Raw genomic sequence first — 20,591 nt, forward strand, 5'->3', positions numbered from 1 at the left:
CCACCCTTAAATAGTAACGTATGTTATATCTCAATGCAGAGAATATCCAGGACATCGGAATTGACTGGAAAGAATTGACCGGCGTCATCAGAGCGGCAACAGATGCACTCCATGAAAATGATTATTCTCAACCCATTAAACCTTACTTAAGGTATGGAGATCCCAAAAACAGGATCATTGCCATGCCTGCCTATGTAGGCGGAGGCTCCCCACTTGCCGGAATAAAATGGATTGCCAGCTTCCCTGATAATATCCATAAGAACAAGCTGCGCGCAAATTCTGTCACCATTCTCAATGAGCATGATTCAGGTGTGCCTATTTGCGTAATCAACACATCTATGATCAGTGCTGTTCGTACAGCTGCAGTATCCGGTGTGCTGGTGGAAAAATATCTGGCACTGAAGAAAGCGGATGAGCGCTTTACGGTAGGCATTATCGGTTTTGGACCTATCGGCAGAATGCACCTCAGCATGGTCAGTGCTCTTTTGGGTAACCGCCTGGAAAAAGTGCTGCTCTATGATGTGAAAGGAGTGGACCTCAGCGCAGTGGATGCTTCGCTGCGGGAAAAAGTAACAATAGGTGACTCGTGGGAAGCCTGTTACACTGATGCGGATATTTTCATCACCTGCACAGTATCTACCAGTCCGTATGTGGATAAGGCGCCGTTAAAGGGTTCTCTGCAACTGAATGTGTCGCTGCGCGACTATAAGGTAGAGATGGTATCTCATATGGATGTGGTAATTGTAGATGACTGGGAAGAAGTATGCCGTCAGAATACAGACATTGAAAATATGCATAAGGTAATGGGGCTTGAAAAACAAGACACGCTTTCTATTGCTGATATCGTTTGTAAGGATGCGCTCAGCGGTAAGGATGATGCCGTAATTATGTTCAATCCTATGGGTATGGCCATCTTTGATATTGCTGTAGGCGGATATTACTATCAACAGGCCATCCGTAAAAATATAGGGGCAGTAATGCCTGATTAATTAGCTGACCGGCACAGGAAACTGGTGCCGGTTTTTCCTTTCTCCCTGTACTCCACCTTAAAGCTGTCTGACGGGATTCTACCCCACACTTTGTTACCATATTCATTTCAATTTCCAATAACCTCTAAACTTTACACATGAAAAATTTGAATTTATTTATTGCGTTTATCCTGTTAGCCACTATTGTATCCTGCCAGAAGGGAGAAAACAGGCTGAACGCCTCCGGCCCTGTTGTTCAAAATCCTGAAAGTGTTGTTCCAAAAACCAAGATCAATGCCTTTATTTACGATCAGTTGGCGAAAACGCAACATTTTGAATGGAAAGCCGCCAACGACAGTCTCTTATGGAGTGCACTGGTACAGGGAGACAGCGTACTGGCTGTTGGGTACCAGCCTGCAGGCTTTACCAACCTCGCCGATAAGATGCATACGGTGAATGTAGCTGACGAAAGCTGGAAATCTGCCAGGAACCAGTTGATGGACCTGGTACTGAGAAATGAAAGGAAAACCGGCAAGACAGATAAGGATTTGCTGGTATTCAAGGAAAACCGCTTGCCTTACTTTACTGTTAAGGTGAGTAACATTGCTACCATCAAGGCACTGAGGGCTTCCAACCTGGTACGTTATACAGAACCTATTGGTTACGGCAAATTTATGAATCAAGGTGCGACCAAATCAGGTCTTGGCACAGAATCAAGTGTGCTCACTTTTGGTTGCGGTACCAACATACCCACTCCGGGTCTCGTGGCTGGTGTAGATTATACCAATATCACTCCTGGCGCAAAACAATCGTGGAACTACACATATCATAAGATACCTCAGGCATGGGCCAGGTCTACTGGTCAGGGTGTAAAGGTAATGATCATCGATACCGGCGTTAGCGCTGACCAGGATAACCTGGGTGCTAACTTCAATCAGGGTGCTTCCACCGGAAGGTCCATTGAAAAACTGGTCACTTTCCCTGGTGGCACACCGGCAGACCTTTGTGGTCATGGTACCGCCATGTCCGGTGCACTGGCTGGTCCTAGAGGCACCGATGGAGCTTCTACCGGCATTGCCTACAACAGTAACCTGATTGTAGTACATGCTGCCGAAAACGTGGTGATCCTCTCTTCCGAGTCTGTACAGGGCGTGGCCGATGCATATGTACTTGGCGGCGATCGTGCAGACGTAAAGATCATCAGCATGAGTATGGGCAGTATCATTGCTTTCAATCCAATCAATGATGCTATTATCTACGCTTATAACAAAGGTAAACTGATGTTCTGTGCCGCAGGTACTTCCAACAGCAGCATTCCTAACTGGATCGGTGTGATTTATCCTGCAGACAGGCCACAGGTAGTTGCTGTAACCGGTATTAAAGACAACCTCACAGAACGTTGTGTGGATTGTCACGTAGGCCGTGAAGTAGCTTTCACCATCGTAATGGAAAAGACTTCCACCGCTACTACTGCACTTTCTCTTGCTATGACAGGTGATGCGCCTTCTACAGTAGGTGGTTCTTCTGTAGCTACCGCCAGTTGTTCTGCCATTGCTGCCCTGGTATGGAGCAAATACCCTACTTATCCAAAAGATAGTATCATCGCCAGGATGAAAAGAGCTTCCAGTTTAGCCAACAACAAAAGCACCACATTTGGCTGGGGTATTCCCGATGCTGATGTTGCTGTAGGACAATAAAAATATTTTGAATAATTGAAATGAATGAAAAAGATGACGGCGAAGATGATATGCGTTACAGCAATATCGTCTTCGCCGTCATCTTTTATACGGCTGTGAGGGCAGCCGTTCCGGTGTGACCGGCAATTAAGTCTCTGCGTTTTACATTTATAAAAACAAATCCAACTCTATTTCCGCGAAGTTTACAGGTTTATCTTTTAGGGAGAGGATAGAGCCGGCGCGTACTTTCAGCGGCAGGAGATACATAGCGGGTATACGCAGCCAGCCGGGCATGCTGTAGTAGTTGATGTTGAAAAGGGAGCCGAGATGGATACCTACGGAAGGTATAAATACCAGGTCTGGTTGACGGTGCTGGAAGCGGACGCCTGTTTCCAGGTAGGTGTACATGCCAAGGAATCTTTTTTCACTCAGCCAGTAATCGAAGTTGCTTCTGATGCCGGCAGCGACCTGGTAACTTTTTTCTTTTTCGGGGTCGTTGTTGTACTTCATATAATCATACGAAGCCGTATAGCCGTGCCAGTAATCAAGCATTCCTTTTTTGCCACCCTTGGAGTTGTACTTATATCGTTTGCTGAAGTTGAAGGCATTGACTCTTATTTCAAAACCACGGAAGGATTCAGTGTTGGTGACTTCATTTTGCGTACCGATCACAATAGAATTGCCGACCCTGCTCCGGATGAAATTGCGGTAGTAAAGCAACTGGTTAGCCTTTCTGATGGGTACCGTAATAGTAACACCTTTTGCCATGAGTCCGTCCAGCTTGGAGTTATAGGGTATGGGCACATAAGAAAGGGCAGGGATGTTGCGGATGAGATACATGGCCTGATCCGGTTTATTCTGTGGTATACGATCAAGGAAACCCACGTAGCGGGTGCTGCCGGAGGCTTCATTAAATGCCGTAAAAAGATCTTGTATGGAAAGGGTTACTGCAGCGATGGCTCTTTCACCTGCAGTTGTATTTTCATCAAACTTTCCATCGCCATAAGTATACCATATTTCTCCTTTCCTGTTTACCACACTAGTTCCATTTTCACAATAAAAATCATGCAATGCTTTGTTGTTCGTAAATGATTCCGCAATGGTACGGTTCACAATAAGGTGACCGGCAGAGAAGGCATCTTCCAGGAAGTGATCAGCAAAGGCATTGATGAAGATGGCGCTCTGCAGCAGGGCATGTGCATCGGCATCATCCTGACGGGCTTTCCTGCCGCTCATCTCAGCAAGTGTAAGGGCTACCAGGTGAAGGCTTACATACATCCGGATGGCATTGGTATGTCCGAGGCTTTTCGTTAAGGCGGCGAGGTTAGACCAGGTGGTGGCTTCCCGTATCTTATCGGCGTCAAAGTTTTTCAGATGGTCAGGAAACGTTTTACCGTAGGCATAAAAATGCGACAGGTTGCCGGTGGCTGCCAGGGCATAGTTAAGGTCTAACGATACCAGCTCTCCGTCGGGGGCAGCTTTCATGCCTTTGTCCAGGTATTTTTGATGCAGGGCGATGATCTTCTGGATGATGGAGCCGGAATCCCTCAGCTGCGATTCCAGTAAAACGGGGTCGCTCTGGTGGTCACCGGCAAGACCGTTGATGGTGCCATAGGTTACCGCAGAGGCGCCCGATGAAGAAAGGCCGGTCAGATTGTAATAGTTGCCCTGCAGGCTGGTCAGGTTTTCCAGGTATTGCAACAGCTTTGCGCTGCCGGGTTCGTTTTTTATGGATTGCATTATCCTGAAAAAGGCTTTGTCTCCAATGAGCTTGTGTTCTCCATACACATACCCCGATGCGGTATTAGACAGCAGACATAGGCAARCGGTTAAGGCCGTCATGCCAAGTGCCGCAATAACAGGTCTGACATTGCATAATATACGCTTCCCAAAACCGGTGGTGGTAATAGTTGATGAGGGCAAATTTTTTTTTGCTTGCTTCGGATAGTTTTGCATAACGGAACAAATGGGGCTTATACTCAAAAATAGGCGATACTGACTGTCGGGCAACGGCATTGGATAATACTCATATCTACCTTCAGCTCAGCGCTATTCCTGCTGTATGCAGCGTTCTATAGTTTTTTTAATAGATGTGACCAAAAAATGTTTACTGCTATGATAGCAGTGATACTATTGCTTCCTATAACTTCCTGGTTATAACAGTGTTTTAAATTGGTGGTGTCTTGTTATTTTATAATAGACGTTTGTGCAATAGGGATACCCCTAATGTGTATTTTTATTTTTTTCGGGAGATGGATTTGCCAGGATTTTTTTACCGGTGTCTGCCAGGGAGAATATGAAAACGAGGGGAAACACTGATAATAAGGTTCGGGTACATGACATTTCCCAAAGCCAATATTGTATCAGAATTTGCTAATTGTTTTGGAGTATCCCCTTTGAGAATCGCTTAATTTGATCGATCAACCTGTAAGTTGCCACGTGAATATTAAGCAGGCCCAAAGTGCTGTAATTCAATGAAGATAACTGGTACTATTAACGAAGATATATATGCCATCCGCCTCCAACAGGGCGATGAAATGGCTTTCCGTTATGTGATGGAGCGTTACTTTCCCATTATCACCGTTTTTGCCAGGAGATTCATTACGAATCATGCGGTAGCGGAAGATGTGGCGGAAGAAACGTTTATTAAGCTATGGCGGTATCATGAAAAGGTCACCACTTTTCAGTCGTTGAAGGCATTCCTCTATATTACCGCTAAAAATAGTTGCTTAAATGAATTGAGAAAGGAAAAGAACCAGCAATACCGCCACAAAGTATACGAAGCCAGCATCGATAGAGAAGAAGATTTTGTTGCCAACGAAATAATCCGGGCAGAAGTGAAAGCCGAAATTATCAGGACAGTGAACAGCCTGCCTGGCAAAATGAAACGTGTTTTTGAATTAAGTTATTTAGACGGTCTCCCCAATCGTGAAATAGCCAAACAACTCAATGTATCGGTTAATACCGTGAAAGGCCAGAAAGCCAGGGCCCTGGAGCTGGTAAAAGAAAAATTACAGGGCCGCGATATACTGCCTTTTGCTTTACTATTACTGGCCGCCATGCAGAAAGATTGATCAATTCCCATTTCCCCCCTGATTTTAAAAAAAATTCCCCCACTAACCCAAAATGATTTCGGCGGTGTATCTATTACATCAACCACCGATTCCACATGAAAAAAACGTCGATTGTTCTGGAAGTGCTGATATGCTTACTCATTTTGTTATTTGTTTATGCAAGTCTCAGTAAGGTACTGGACAGCTACGAATACCGGAAACAGCTGTACAACCAGGCTTTCCCTGCAGTATTTAAACCCATACTGTTATGGATGATACCGGGAAGTGAATTGCTATTGACGGTGTTGCTCATCTTTCCTTCTTCCAGGATGCCGGGGTTGTATGGCAGCCTGGTTATACTGACCTTATTTACCGGGTATATTATACTGGTGAAGCTGCAGTTTTTTCACAGGGTACCCTGTTCCTGCGGCGGCGTGTTGCGCTCGTTGAACTGGACGCAGCACCTGGTATTTAATATCGTTTTTATGCTCATCAATATAGCAGCGATCCTGCTGCAGAGAAAGTCATTTCATCACCTGAAAATAGTAAACGCATGAAACATTTAAAATTGTTTATGATAGCTACTGCACTGGTGTCGGGCACCGTAGGTGCAATCTTTACAGCACAGGCGTCACGATCGCACAGGGTAGGACCTTCGTTGCTGAAGACTGTTGGTCCCAAAGAAATCTACACCGGTTCTTTCGTACATGCAGCCGACCAGGACCTGTCGCATTACACTTACATCCCGGCGCCTAATGAAGGTGAATGCACCGCCAGTGATTATGTATGTACCTACGAACTATTTGGTACGGAAATCCGCACTTTCAACCAGGGAAACCGTTTTGGGCAATAACCATTTAACCAGCAATACGGTGTGCTGCCGATGAAACGGCATATCAAAAGGTAGTGCACTGTATTTGCTATTGTTTTTCTATGGAAGAAAAAGATGTACATCGGTTATTATATATCGCGGAACTGATTCACCGGCAAAGGGAAGGTGTATTAACTACCGCAGAACAGGAAACCATGGATGCCTGGCTGGCGGACAGTGAACGGAACCGGCAGTTGTTCCGGGAATTATCCGGTGAAGCGGCAGAGGAGGGAATTGCAGAGGAGATAGAGCTGATGAACTGGCAGGATTCTTTTGATCGGGTATATAACGCTATCGGACAAACGAAAAAGTCAGGGAGCTTCTGGTCGCATACATGGAGCCGCGCCGCCGCTATATTATTATTGGTCATTGGGGGCGCGCTTACCTGGTTTATATTAAAAAAAGAGCAGCCACCCAACATTGCCAGGGTAATGCATAAATCAGATGTAACACCTGGTAGCCGCAAAGCTTTGCTGACGTTATCTAACGGGTCTGTGATTGTATTGGATGACGCGCCCGAAGGGGTGGTGGCCAGTCAGGGTAAAACCCTGATCAGGARAGCGGGCAACGGACAATTGCTGTATGATGCTTCCCATGCTACTGCCGGTGTCAATGCGTATAATAGCATTACTACGCCTAACGGCGGCGAATACCAGGTGGTACTGCCGGACGGTTCGCAGGTATGGCTTAATGCTGCTTCTTCGATTCGTTTCCCCGCCACGTTTGCGCATGACGCCCGCAAGGTGGAAATCACCGGTGAAGCCTATTTTGAGGTAGTTAAAAATGGAAACGTACCATTTTATGTGACTACCGGTCATCACCGTATAGAAGTATTGGGGACAGGCTTTAACATACAGTCGTATCGCAATGACGCCAATATTACCACCACCTTGCTGCGGGGCAGCATTCGTGTCTCTGCCGGTGCAAATACACGGATACTGAAACCCGGACAGCAAACGAAAGTTAATCGCGAAACCGCTGCCAGCATACAACTTATTGAAGACGCGGATACAGAAGAGGCGCTCGCCTGGAGAAATGGGAAATTTATTTTCAACGATACAGAATTACAAACAGTAGTCAGACAGCTGGAACGCTGGTATGATGTCAGTATAGATTATACAGGCCTTACCGGCTATCGCTTTAACGGAGAAATACCTAGATCAGCCAATCTCTCCAAAGTATTAAAAATGATGGAACTCACCAGTAATATTCATTATAGAATAAATGACAGGAATATCTACTTGACTAAATAAGAGAAACAGAAAAGCCCAAAAAAACCGGTAGCGCTGGTACGCTGCCGGTGAATGTCAGGCTAAACGGGACTTCGTATCATTAAAATCCTTCAACCTTAACATCGCAAATGTATGAATTTTAACATTCATGGCAAGGATCCTCTGCGCCTGTACAAATTGATAGCGGGGAACTGCTTTATCAACCATTCCAAAGCTCTTCTGGTTATGAAACTTACTGCTTTATTACTCACGGGTATTTGCCTGCAAACCAGCGCCACTGGATACTCTCAGCAGGTGACATTGTCGGAGCGAAATGTGCCGCTCAAAAAGGTGCTGCAGCAAATCAGCAAACAAAGCGGCTACACTTTTTTTTATGATGCACGTTATCTCGATGATGCAAAGCGTGTAAACCTGGAGGTGACCAACACTCCGGTGGAAAAAGTGCTGGCAGAATGTTTCAGCGGACAGCCCTTTACCTATGAAGTATTGGATCGCACTATTATCGTCAAAAGAAAACAGGCTGCGGAGAATGTTGGCGAATCCACGTCCGCCCGCAGCTGGGTACTGTCGGGAAAAGTCACCAATGAGAAAGATGAGGTGCTCCCCGGTGCTACTATCAAAGTATTAGGTACCTCAAAAGGCGTGGTCACAGATGTATTCGGGAAATTCCTGATTGAAGTAGGCAGCGAAAATGATTCCCTGTCTGTTACCTTCATCGGCTACCTCACACAGGTAATCCACCCCGGCAACGCAAAAAGTATCACAGTTAAATTATTACCTGATCTGGAAAACCAGAAACTGAACGATGTAGTGATCGTAGGATTTGGTAAACAAAAGAAAGTGTCTGTTACCGGCGCTGTTGCGACCGTAAAAATCAGTGAGGTGCAGCAATCGGCTACGGCCTCTTTATCAAATGCTATCGGTGGCCGGTTACCGGGTATCATTACGCGGCAGTCTTCCGGGGAACCCGGCTACGACGCAGCCAGCGTATTTATCCGAGGTTTCAGTACCATTAACGGAAACAGGGCGCCGTTAATTCTGGTAGATGGGATTGAACGCGATATGAATAACCTGAATGTACAGGAAATAGAAAGTTTCTCTGTGCTCAAAGACGCATCCGCTACCGCGGTGTATGGTATACGCGGCGCTAATGGCGTAATCCTCATCAATACCAAAAGAGGTGTGGAAGGACGACCTAAAGTATCTTTCCGCACAGAAACTGCCAGGTTAACTGCATTGCGTTTACCCAAGTATATCGACAGCTACGAGTATGGAATCCTTTGTAATGAAGCGATGGCCAACGTAGGAAAGCCCGCTTTTTTTTCACAGACAGAATTGCAGAAATTTAAAGATCAGTCCGACCCATACCTTTATCCTAATGTAGACTGGATCAGTACTACTTTAAAAAAGAATACACTTCAAACGATCAACAACCTGAGCCTGGTAGGGGGGAATCAAACTTTCCGCTATTTTACCAATGTTGGATTTACCCTGGTAGATGGTATTTATAAGGAAGACCCTACGGTTCCCTATAAAACCAATAGCAGCATGAAACGCTACAATTTCAGGTCTAATGTGGATGTAAACATCAGCAAAAACCTGAAAATGGATCTGAGTTTAGGAGGGATCATTCAAAATTCCAACTATCCCGGGGCCTCTGCTGGCGCCATCTTCGAATACCTTCGCTGGACGCCTAATAACGCCTTCCCTATAAAAAATCCCAACGGATCCGTGCCCGCAAAAAATGGCTTCCTGAATAGAAGTCCATATGTAGTGAGTACACAAACGGGCTATGAAAAACAATTCCGGAACAACATCCAGAGTTCCCTCGGCGCCACCTGGGATCTTTCTTCCCTGGTGACACAAGGGTTATCCGTAAGAGGATTGTATGCATTTGACTTTTACAACTTCATGCGTAATACCCGTTTTAAAGTACCCGCTACTTTCCAGTACCTGGGTAAAGACGCAAACGGAGAAGACAAGTATGTTCCGATTGGCGGAGAACAGGCATTGAGTTATAGTACCGGGTATGATGCCAATCGTGCTTCCTACCTGGAACTGTCGGCCAATTACGACCGCGCATTTGGAAAGCACCGCATTGGGGGATTGATCCTCGGAAACAGAAGGGAATATGTAAATCTCTCTGCAGGTAATTCTATCGGTAATATTCCTTTCAGAAGACAAGGGCTGGCCAGCCGTGTAACCTATGATTACGACAGCAGGTATTTAGTGGAATTTAACGGAGGGTATAACGGATCAGAAAATTTCCCTAAAGGGAAAAGATACGGCTTCTTTCCCTCCGGTGCATTAGGCTGGGTAGTATCCAACGAACAATTCTGGAATAAAGCAGTCATCAGCTCTCTGAAGATAAGAGGTTCCTATGGAAAAGTAGGAAATGATCAGATCGGGGGAGACCGGTTCCTGTTCCAGAGCACCATTAATAAGAATGCTCCTGGCAGTTATTTGTTTGGCGATAACCAGACTTATCAGACGGGTTCCTTCCAGGAAAACCTGATAGGCAATCCGAATGTAAGCTGGGAAGTAGCTACCAAAGCGAATGTGGGAATAGACCTGGAAATGCTGAACGGAAAGATTACCCTGACAGTAGATGCCTTTAAAGAACRTAGAAGTGGCATCCTGATCCGGCGTGGACAAATTCCGATATCGGCCGGTTATCCCGGTGATATAATTCCATATGCCAACCTTGGCATTGTCAACAACAAAGGAATTGATGGCAGTCTGGAAATAAAGAACCGGACAAAGTCAGGGTTCTACTATTCCTTCCAGGGCAATTTCACCTTTGCGCATAACCTTATCATAGAAGATGATTCGCCGGTAAGACCATTGTCGTATCAGAACAGCCGGGGGCAGAGTATTGACCGGCCTTACGGTTATGAAGCCATCGGCCTTTTTAAAGACCAGGCAGATATAGATAAAAGTCCTTCACAAACAACATTGCAGGCGATTATCCATCCCGGCGATATTAAATACAAAGATCTGAATGGCGATGGTGTTATCAACGCCAATGATCAAACCTATTTTGGCTTTCCCCGGAATCCTGAACTGATGTTTGGATTTGGAGGCACCATAGCCTGGAAAGGCGTTGACATGAGCATATTTTTTACCGGTGCTGCCAGAACAAATTTATTCCTGCAGGGCCGCTCCACTTTTGCATTCCTGGACGGAGTAGATACCTACAATGTGATGCGGGAATATTATGATAACCGCTGGACACCGGGAGCCGACAATACCGATGCAAAGTATCCTTCTGTTATTGATGTGAAGAGCACCAATAACTATATCACCAACACGCTGTATATGAAAAACGGGAACTACCTGCGGTTGAAATCTGCAGAAATAGGATACTCGTTCAACCAGGCATTGATGAAGCGGATGGGTATTGCGGGCGTTCGTGCATTTGTGAATGGTACCAACCTCGCGATCTGGGATCATATTAAAGTGGTGAACCCTGAAAATGATAATGGAGAAGGTACTTACCCATTGCAGAGCAGTATCAATATTGGTGCACAGGTAAATTTTTAAAAGCAGTAAAATGAATCGCATGAAAGCAATGATCAATTCGTTGATATTCCTGTTCCTGTTAATGGCTGGGGTATCCTGTAAAAAAGATTTTCTGGATAAGGCGCCGGATGATGACCTCACCATTGAGCAGGTATTTGCCAATAGAGATTATGCCAGTAATTTTCTGACAAATGTATACGCCCAGTTGCCCCAGGAAGCAATATGGCCGGACAATGCACAAAATCCATATCATGGTGCTGCCGATGAGCTGAAACAATATTATCCGAATTCATTTTGTAACAGCATGACCTCCGGCGCCTGGGACGCCAACTCTACAGTGATTAATCCATGGGCGAGGAACTATGGTGGTTTACGTAAGGCTAATATATTTATTGAACATATTGATAAGGTACCGCTGGATCAACTCTATACATCCGCTATGAGAGACCGGCAAAAGGGCGAAGCGATATTTCTGCGTGCTTTTTTTCATTTCCTGCTGGTAAGAGTATATGGTCCTGTGCCTATTGCAGATAGCACGCTTACGCTGGATGCCGATTTCAAAGCATTGCGCCGGCAGCCGCTGGAAAAGTGTGTGGCCTACATTGTATCACAATGTGATCAGGCAGCAGCGTTATTGCCTGCACGCATTACAGAAGGAACGGAATATGGGCGTGTGCCAAAATCTGCTGCCCTGGCGCTGAAAGCAAGAGTACTGCTCTACCTGGCCAGCCCGTTGTTCAACGGCAACCCGGATTATATCAATTTTAAAGATAATGAAGGCAACCGGTTATTTCCCGACTACCAGGTTTCCAGGTGGCAGGTAGCAGCAGATGCTGCAAAGAATTGTATTGACCAGACGGAATCGGCCGGATATGCATTGTATACTGCTGCTGGTAATAACCCTGTAAAAAACTACCAGGAACTATTCTATATCAACAATAACAAAGAAGTGTTTTTTGCCAATAACGAAGGCAACTACGATGGACTGGATGTATATAGTGAGCCGCTGAGCCTTTCCGGATTTACACTGAATGCCCCCACACAGGATATTGTAGACCAATATGAAATGGCCAACGGATTACGTCCTATTACCGGCTACACGGCGGATCATTCTCCGATTATCAATCCGCTTTCGGGGTATAAGGAAACAGGATTTTCCGATATGGCAGGACCTGATAACCTGTATGTGGCCGGCACCAGTAATATGTATGTAAACCGGGAACCCCGGTTTTATGCCAGTATTCACTATTCCGGCGCGGTTTGGAAAACCAGGACAGGTGGATTGGAGTTTTGGTTCAAAGGGGCCGATGGCAAACAGGCAGCAGGTGGTGGTAATTATGCCGCTACCGGTTACCTGTTGAAGAAATTATCAGATCCCAATTTTGTATGGAGGCCCGTGGAGAAAACTACCCTACGTACCTGGATCTATTTCCGCCTGGGAGAGCAATACCTGAATTACGCAGAAGCCCTGAATGAAGCACAGGGACCGGTAGCAGATGTATATAAATATATTAACCTCATAAGAGCACGCGCCGGACTACCCGGATTACCTGCGGGATTAAGTAAAGATGAAATGCGGGAAAGGGTGCATCACGAAAGACAAATAGAGCTGGCATTTGAATCGCACCGGTATTTCGATAATCATCGCTGGAAAATGTCGGAGACCATTGATAATACCAACATCTATGGCATGAGCATTTTCGAGGGGCAGTCAAAAACAGATCCTGCCTTTTTTAAAAGAGCGGTGGTAGAGCGCCGGGTTTTTCAGAAGAAGCATTACCTGTGGCCGATGCTGAAAACAGAAACAGACAAGAACCCTAACCTGGTACAAAATCCTGGGTGGTAATAAAAATAAACAGATGATGAAACGATGGCTATTATTGATCCTGCTCCCATTGAGTGCAAGAGGGCAGGAGCTGTATCACTTTCCCACGGATACGGATACACGCTGGATCAGTTTTGAGAACCGTAACGGCGACAAAGGTAAAGGCGGTATGGAAAACAAAGGCGCCAAAGGGCATGCCTGCGATACGCTGAAAGCCGGCAGCAGTGTTACTTTAATGGACTATGAAGGCGCCGGTGTTATTAATCGTATCTGGCTTACCACTTCGCAGGAAGCGGTAATACTGCGTTCCGTTCACATAGATATGTATTGGGATGAGGCTACCAAACCCGCCGTGTCTGTACCCCTGGGCGATTTCTTTGGTATAGGGCTGGGGCGTACAACACCTTTTCAGTGTACCCTGTTTTCCGATCCGGAAGGAAGATCGTTCAACTGCTATATTCCTATGCCGTTTAGAAAACACGCCAGGATTGTCCTGGTGAATGAATCAGCCACCTCGCATTTATTGTTTTATGACATCAACCTCACCCGCCTGAAAAAGCAGCCTGCCGACCTGTTATATTTTCATGCATACTGGAGCAGTAATAAACGTACGGCTTTGGGAGATGATTTTGAATTGTTGCCTGCTGTCATCGGCAGGGGCAGGTACCTGGGCAGCAATATGAGTGTGATTGCAGATAAAGTGTATGGCAATAGTTGGTTTGGAGAAGGGGAAGTAAAAGTATACCTCGATGGCGACAAAGATTTTGCGTCGCTGGTAGGTACCGGCACGGAAGACTATATCGGTACGGGCTGGGGGCAGAGTGCTTTTGCGCATCTCTACCAGGGTTGCCCGATAGCAGATGATAAGAAGAAGCAATGGGCTTTCTACCGGTATCATATTCCTGACCCTATCTGGTTCCATACCGGTTGCAGGGTGAGTATTCAGCAGATAGGCGGCACCGGGAGGGATGAACTCCGGGCTATTTCCAAAGCAGGCGCCCGCCAGAAACCGGTTACGGTTACTACGCCGGCAACGGTGGTAAAAATACTGGAGGACCCGGCTTATCCGGATTTATTTGACGAACGTTTTCCCAATGGCTGGGTGAATTTTTACCGGTTAGATAATTATACGGCAACGGCTTATTTCTACCTGGACAAACCAGCAAATAACTTACCTGCGCTGGCGCCATTGGCGGAACGGCTGGCAGGCATTCTTTAACAACGCTTAGGGCTATACGCTATTCAATATGAACTGGAATCAACCGGATATCTGGATTGTGATCGGCTATTTATTACTGATGCTGGGGATGTCGTTCTGGCACCGCCGTTTTTCGGGCAGCAACCTGGAAAACTTTTTCCTGGGCGGCCGTAAGGTGCCCGGCTGGCTGAATGGCATCTCTTATACGGCGGCATTGGTAAGCCCGGATGCGGCTACCGGTTATGGTGGTTTAGGTGTGGTAACAGGTGCATTTATTTCCTGGTGGTATCTGAGCCGTTTCGGGCTGGCCCTGTTTTTTGGCGGCGTACTCTTTGCCGTATTCTGGCGCCGGCTAAATCTCTTTACCTCGCTGGAATTTTATGATCTGCGTTTTCAGCCCCGTGCGGCGGCTGCCATGCGTTTATGGATTGCCCTCCGTACTTCGACGATTGCCATGCCTGCATGGACCGGAATTACGTTGTTGGCGGCATTTAAAATCATGGGTCCTGCTTTTGGGCTAACGAAACTGGAAACGCTGTACCTGATTGTGCCGGTTTCTTTTCTCTTTGTTTTCTTTTCCGGTTATAAAGGTGTGGTGATTTCCAACCTGGTGCAGATGATTATTTTCTTTGCAGGTACCCTCACGCTGGCAGCGCTCACACTGGCACACTTCGGCGGCGCAACGGCCATGACCGATGCTTTGAGTCATGCTTTCGGCAGTACCCATACGGAAGTGCTGCAGATCATGCCGCCTGCACAGCATAATGTATTTCCGCTGGCGGCTGCCATGGCCTGGATGCTGGGGCAAAGTATCGGCTACGGCGGGGATGCGACCCCGATGGGCGGCGCCATGGAAGGGCAACGTATTTTATCTACCCGTACCCCGGCGGAAGCACTCACCATGTACGTGGTCACCGCGCTCAGTATGTTCCTGTTATTACTACTGGTGACGTTGCCCAGTATATCCGCTGCCGTTATATGGCCGGAATTACGGGAGGCGGGTGCCGACAGGGAACTGGTATATGGTAAGCTGATGAAAGTGATGCTGCCCACCGGCGCCATGGGGCTGCTGGTAGCAGCGATGATGGCAGCTACCATGTCTACTGTAGGAGACAACCTGAACTTTGGCAGCCAGGTGCTGGTCAGTGATGTTTACCGGAGATGGTTTGTGAAGAAGGCCAGCGAAAAACACTATCTGCTGATAGGTAAGCTGGGGATGGCACTGATCCTTTCGCTGGCGGTAGCAGTGGTATTCAATGTCAGCATCATCACAGACGTGGCCATTTTTATGCTGCAACTCAGCGCAGCGGAATTGCCGGCTAACTGGGCGCAGTGGTGGTGGTGGCGGTTTAACGGACCCGCCAGGATGGCTGCTTCTTTTGGAGGCGCCGGCATTTTCTGTATCGTGGTACTGGGACCAAAACTACTACTATACCTGGGCGTCCCGGGAGCTGCGGCACTCGTGCTTCCCTGGTGGTGGCAAACACTGCTGGTAATGGGTATCACTACGGTGCTATGGATCGCGGTGGCATTGCTTACGCCGCCGGAACCACGGGAATTGCTGACATCATTTTATCAGCGTGCCCGCCCGTTGGGTTGGTGGAAAGGATATCAGCCGCTGAACGGACAGCCCGCAAAAGTGTATCCTATAAAACCTATTCTTCGCGGTATAGGCATTGCCGTTATAGGATTTGCAGCTACCTCGCTATTGATTACAGGATTAACACAGTTATGGTTTGCCCGTTATGGTCAGGGCATTGCCATGCTAACGGTATCGGCTATCCTGTTTTTTATTTTCCGGAAGATGGCGAACGCCTACCTGGACTTTCTTTCTTCGAGAATCAGTGAGAACAACTCACTCATAGAAAAACAGCCCTTTCAACAATTACGTCAACATCCTTTAAAAAAATAATTATGGGAACTAAAAAAGAAGTCCGGACAAAAGAGGAACATGTACTGTATTTAGGTGACTGGGTATTTCACCTGGGACCTACTTTTATTGAAACACCTTTTGGTACAGAAACCAAAGATGCAGACCTGCACTTTTATGGAGAGCGGCTAACGGAAGCGCTGGAACATGTGGCAGATGTAACTACACTCGCCAACTGGGAGCTGTACCGGCTTGCGCCCGGTAAACTCGAAGCATTCCTGGCCGAATCGGTGAGTCTTATTATCAGTGATGTGGAAGCAAAATGTTTTCATTTATACCCGAGTTTTTTTGATCGTTCCCGCCGGGAAAACAAAGTGGTTACTTTCCCCGACAGGCTTACTTTAATCAAAGACTGGATCAGTGATGGARGTGGTTTAATGATGCTGGGTGGCTGGTTGTCGTTCAGCGGCGTTCAGGGTAAATCAGGCTGGGGAAGGTGCATGCTCACATCCGCATTGCCGGTGGATTGTCTCGTAACAGAAGACCTGGTAGAGTCCTCCGGAGGCTTCACCGCTGAAGTCCTGGTGCCGGATCATCCCGCTGTAAAAGGTCTGCCCTGGGAACTGTTTCCGCCGATATTCGGATACAATGAAGTGAGTGCCAATGCCGCCGGGGAAGTGTTGGTACGAGTAAAGGAAACCGGTCATCCACTCGTAGTAGCCGGTACTTACGGCAAGGGGAGGATATTAACGTATATGTCTGATCCTGCTCCTCACTGGGGAATCAATTTTGAGTTATGGGAAGGCTATGATGCTTTCTGGCAACAATCATTGAACTGGGTGAAGAAAAAACATTAATGCGGTCAATGCACGTGCACATCACACACCGTTAAATGCGCATGCATCAATACCGCATGGGTAACAACAGCAATCATGGAAAATAACTTATTACAGGCAGGTACTGCCATTACAGATATCACCCCACCACTGGAAGTAGGGCTGCTGACTTCTTCTGTGGCCGGCACCTATGCGCCTTTTACTTCGATAAGGCTCCCGTTGAAAGCGAGGATATTGGTACTGGTATCCGGCAGTGAAAAAGTAGCGCTGGTATCATTGGATCTGCTGGCGCTCAACGATACTTCGGTAGATGGCTGGGAAGGTTTCAAAGCGGCATTGTCAGACGACATTGCTCCCGATAATATCATACTGACGTGTACGCATACACATACTGCACCGGAATCGGTAGCATTGTCGGGTCTGTATCTGACAGATGTATACCGTCAATGGCTGCACGAAATTAAGTTGCGTATTAAAAAGGCCATCCGACAGGCATTACAGTCGATGAAACCATGTAGCATCAGCATTGGCAGCAGCCGGCTGGAAGGCTACAGTCTGCAGCGCCGGGTACCTACCGCCGCAGGCATTACCATGTCTGACGCCCTTCAACCCGTTTCACCCGAGATGATGGAGCGGGAACCCATTGATCGACGTGTGCATGCGATCCGTTTCCAGGATAGTAATGGCGCGGCTATCGGGACCATTGTTCATGCTGTTTGTCACCCGGTGCATGAAATGTGCCTGCCGCATATTTCGCCGGACTTTCCGGGGGAGTTGTGCATAGCGCTGGAAGAAGGTGCGACATTGGAACGGGGATCCCTCACTGCATCCGCCAATGGAGGCGGGGTACACTCCGCAGCCTACGCTAATAATACGCCGCTGGATTGTGGCGTAGTCGTCTTTCTCAATGGCGCCGCAGGCGACATCAACCCGCCCACTGTTTCTGGTGGTGCAGATGATGCCCGCCGTCATGGACAAGCCCTGGCCAATGCTGTGCAGGAAGCAGTATGGATTACACCGGCTGCAGGCGGGTTGGCATTTGAACACCTGGAAATGGATTTTCCCGTTCGTAGTACCGTGAACGTTAGTAACCCGCTCGATGCCCTGGCACGCATGAATGCAGTGGCCATTGGTCCGCTGGCGATCGTTTTTTTGCCGGGTGAACCTTTTACAGCTACTGCATTGGAAATAGAATACCGGTCGCCATTTGCTTACACGCTGGTAGCTGCGTATGCCGAAAATTCTATCGGCTATATTCCAACGGCTGAAGCTTACGAAGCAGGCGGCTATGAAGCCGGACCAGGGAAGTGGTCATTCCTCACACCGGTAACGGCGCAGTTGATGGAGGAAGCTGCCCAGCATTTACTGGATCAGTTAAATAATAAAACCAGGAAGCGCTTATGAAAAAGAATGTATTGACCGGTATCATTATTTGCCTGCTTTTTAGCAGCGTGCAGGTATTTGCAAAAGCAAAACCCCTGTTTTTTTGCGGCAGCATAAAAAATGATCTGTACCGGCTTTTGATCACCGAAGGCTTTGYGGTGAAACAGTTTACTACCCCGGAAGCTACTATTCATGCGGCCTCTGAAGGCGCGGGTGTGTTTGTAGTAGCAGATAAATATCCGGTGGTAGATCCGGGTATCCGGCTCACACCTGCTTTGTTGCAGGAGGTAAAACAAAAACACCTGCAACTCTACATCGAGTATCCGGCGGCATTTCCGGGACTGGACATAGCAAAACCCCTGGAAACAAGACTGGAAAGGGGAGTGGTGACCAGTAATGTATTTGGCGCCGCCTTACCATCCATGAGCGTGCTCGGTATTCATAACTGTTATGTGCTGCCGGTAACAGAAGAAAATCCGCTGCTGGTACTCGCTAAGGTGGTAGGATTTGATAAAGCAGAATATGGATTGAAAGACACGAAAGTGTACCCGCTGTTATTTGAAAAGGACCAGGTATTGGTGGCCACTACCGCACTGAGTAATTTTGAAAGAGGACGTTACGGACCCGCAGCTGCCATGAAACAGGTGTTTACGTATATTCTTTCCCGTATCTGCGGGAATCCGGATGTTGTTATTAAACACTGGCCGATGGATGTACATCCGATGTTTGACCGGCAGACGCCATTGACAGCCACTGCCCGGTTGAACAGTATCCGTAAGGGAGTGGACTGGTTTTATAAAGGACGTTTTTTTGTGAACCGCGACCTGAAAAGCGACTGGATAAAATTTGGCACCATAGATCCTCCGGTAGGGCCTCCGGTGCCTGCTGGTGTGCAGGATGGCAACGGTTCAGAAGGGATCATTGAAGGACATACTTCTACTATTAACTATAATGGTACACAACAGTACCGCTACTGGTTGCGCGCCGATGTTCAGGGAGAAGTAAGTATGGCTTTATCTGCCGCAGGCAGTTTACTGCACAACAAAGACTATCAGCAACGCGCCCGCAACCTGATCCACTTTTTACTGGAAACCTCCAATATGCGCTCAGGTGAAAAAAGAGACATTAACAGTGCAGCTTACGGATTAATAGCCTGGGCAACTACTAACCCTTCCGTATATACGTTTTATGGCGATGATAATTCCAGGGCTATATTAGGCGTACTGGGCGCTGCCGCCTATCAGCATACCAGTGAATGGGATAAAGAGATGGCCGCCGCCATCCTGGCTAATTTCCGGACTACCGGTAAAGAGGGCTTCCGGGGCGAACGCCTGGAAGAACCGGATATTATAAAGAATGGCTGGCGGTTTTATCAGAACAGATCATTGATTTATACTTCACCACATTTTGAATCCTGGATGTGGGCGCTCTACTTATGGCTTTACGATAAAACAAAGTATGAACCTTTGCTGGCTAAAACAAAAAATGCCATCAGGATAACTATGGAAGCGTATCCCGATAACTGGCGTTGGGGTAGCAGCATGCAAACACAACGTGCCCGCATGATTTTACCGCTGGCCTGGCTGGTACGTGTAGAAGATACGCCGGAACACCGGCAATGGCTGGACAAAATGGTCAATGAAATTATAAAGTACCAGGATGAAAGCGGAGCTATCCGCGAAGAGCTGGGTACAAAAGGTAAAGGACAGTTCAATGCACTCAACGCCAACAAAGACTATGGGACGGATGAAGGTTCCCTGATTTATAAGAACGGGGAGAAAGTATCCTGTATGCTTTACACCTGCAACTTCGCCTTATTTAGTTTGAATGAAGCTGCACAGGCTACGGGCGATAAAAAGTACAAAGCTGCCGTGGATAAACTATCTGCCTTCCTGACCCGCATACAGGTACAAAGCAAACAACATCCGGATGTTGACGGTGCCTGGTTCCGCGCTTTTGACTATGGACGTTGGGACTACTGGGCATCTAATTCCGATGCCGGCTGGGGCGCCTGGTGTACACTCAGCGGCTGGATTCAGAGCTGGATAGTTACCTCGCAGATCCAGATACAACAAAAGCAGAGTTATTGGGAAGTGACTAAAAAATCTAATATCAATGATCCGGCGCAACTACTTATTGGCAGCATGCTTAAATAGG

14 protein-coding genes are annotated in these 20,591 nt (G+C 47.2%); 13 read left to right on the forward strand and 1 reads right to left on the reverse strand.

Annotated elements, in window-relative coordinates; translation table 11 throughout:
* Nucleotides 1-20 precede the first annotated feature (20 nt).
* Both AC1DP6_RS26075 and AC1DP6_RS26080 read left to right on the forward strand, forming a co-directional pair.
* Nucleotides 21-989, forward strand: a complete 969-nt coding sequence (locus AC1DP6_RS26075; protein ID WP_441578488.1) for a 2,3-diaminopropionate biosynthesis protein SbnB — start codon at nucleotides 21-23, stop codon at nucleotides 987-989.
* Nucleotides 990-1,126: 137 nt separating this feature from the next.
* Nucleotides 1,127-2,665: a S8 family peptidase gene (locus tag AC1DP6_RS26080; RefSeq protein ID WP_477057471.1), complete on the forward strand. Its 1,539-nt coding sequence runs from the start codon at nucleotides 1,127-1,129 to the stop codon at nucleotides 2,663-2,665.
* Nucleotides 2,666-2,812: 147 nt separating this feature from the next.
* Here AC1DP6_RS26080 and AC1DP6_RS26085 read toward each other — a convergent pair whose 3' ends face one another.
* Nucleotides 2,813-4,567, reverse strand: coding sequence for a hypothetical protein (locus tag AC1DP6_RS26085; RefSeq protein ID WP_477057472.1), 1,755 nt, complete (start codon nucleotides 4,565-4,567; stop codon nucleotides 2,813-2,815).
* A gap of 551 nt (nucleotides 4,568-5,118) precedes the next feature.
* On the opposite strand from AC1DP6_RS26085, the gene AC1DP6_RS26090 reads away from it, so the two are divergent.
* From AC1DP6_RS26090 to AC1DP6_RS26140, 11 genes are all read left to right on the forward strand, one after another.
* Nucleotides 5,119-5,718 (forward strand): RNA polymerase sigma factor, encoded by a 600-nt coding sequence (locus AC1DP6_RS26090; protein ID WP_477057473.1) that lies wholly within the window; start codon nucleotides 5,119-5,121, stop codon nucleotides 5,716-5,718.
* Between the two features lie 95 nt (nucleotides 5,719-5,813).
* A complete protein-coding gene (locus AC1DP6_RS26095) occupies nucleotides 5,814-6,254 on the forward strand; it encodes a MauE/DoxX family redox-associated membrane protein (RefSeq protein WP_477057474.1) in 441 nt (146 codons plus the stop codon).
* Nucleotides 6,251-6,550: a hypothetical protein gene (locus AC1DP6_RS26100; protein WP_477057475.1), complete on the forward strand. Its 300-nt coding sequence runs from the start codon at nucleotides 6,251-6,253 to the stop codon at nucleotides 6,548-6,550. Before AC1DP6_RS26095 ends, AC1DP6_RS26100 begins: the two co-directional genes overlap by 4 nt.
* Before the next feature lie 80 nt (nucleotides 6,551-6,630).
* Nucleotides 6,631-7,821: a FecR family protein gene (locus AC1DP6_RS26105; RefSeq protein ID WP_477057476.1), complete on the forward strand. Its 1,191-nt coding sequence runs from the start codon at nucleotides 6,631-6,633 to the stop codon at nucleotides 7,819-7,821.
* Nucleotides 7,822-8,025: 204 nt separating this feature from the next.
* Nucleotides 8,026-11,343 carry a TonB-dependent receptor gene (locus AC1DP6_RS26110; protein ID WP_477057477.1) on the forward strand — a complete coding sequence of 1,106 codons (3,318 nt, stop codon included), beginning with the start codon at nucleotides 8,026-8,028 and terminating at the stop codon, nucleotides 11,341-11,343.
* Nucleotides 11,344-11,362: 19 nt separating this feature from the next.
* Nucleotides 11,363-13,168 carry a RagB/SusD family nutrient uptake outer membrane protein gene (locus AC1DP6_RS26115; protein ID WP_477057478.1) on the forward strand — a complete coding sequence of 602 codons (1,806 nt, stop codon included), beginning with the start codon at nucleotides 11,363-11,365 and terminating at the stop codon, nucleotides 13,166-13,168.
* Between the two features lie 13 nt (nucleotides 13,169-13,181).
* Nucleotides 13,182-14,366 carry a glycoside hydrolase family 172 protein gene (locus tag AC1DP6_RS26120; RefSeq protein WP_477057479.1) on the forward strand — a complete coding sequence of 395 codons (1,185 nt, stop codon included), beginning with the start codon at nucleotides 13,182-13,184 and terminating at the stop codon, nucleotides 14,364-14,366.
* Nucleotides 14,367-14,394: 28 nt separating this feature from the next.
* Entirely contained in the window at nucleotides 14,395-16,257 is a 1,863-nt protein-coding gene (locus AC1DP6_RS26125) for a sodium:solute symporter family transporter (protein ID WP_477057480.1), read from the forward strand.
* Between the two features lie 2 nt (nucleotides 16,258-16,259).
* Complete coding sequence (locus AC1DP6_RS26130; protein ID WP_477057481.1) at nucleotides 16,260-17,072, forward strand: glutamine amidotransferase; 813 nt, start codon at nucleotides 16,260-16,262, stop codon at nucleotides 17,070-17,072.
* A gap of 75 nt (nucleotides 17,073-17,147) precedes the next feature.
* Nucleotides 17,148-18,455 carry a neutral/alkaline non-lysosomal ceramidase N-terminal domain-containing protein gene (locus AC1DP6_RS26135; protein WP_477057482.1) on the forward strand — a complete coding sequence of 436 codons (1,308 nt, stop codon included), beginning with the start codon at nucleotides 17,148-17,150 and terminating at the stop codon, nucleotides 18,453-18,455.
* Nucleotides 18,452-20,590 carry a hypothetical protein gene (locus AC1DP6_RS26140; RefSeq protein WP_477057483.1) on the forward strand — a complete coding sequence of 713 codons (2,139 nt, stop codon included), beginning with the start codon at nucleotides 18,452-18,454 and terminating at the stop codon, nucleotides 20,588-20,590. The genes AC1DP6_RS26135 and AC1DP6_RS26140 overlap by 4 nt, the downstream gene beginning before the upstream one ends.
* Nucleotide 20,591 lies beyond the last annotated feature (1 nt).

It is taken from the genome of Chitinophaga sp. 01L420 (genome assembly GCF_056399985.1).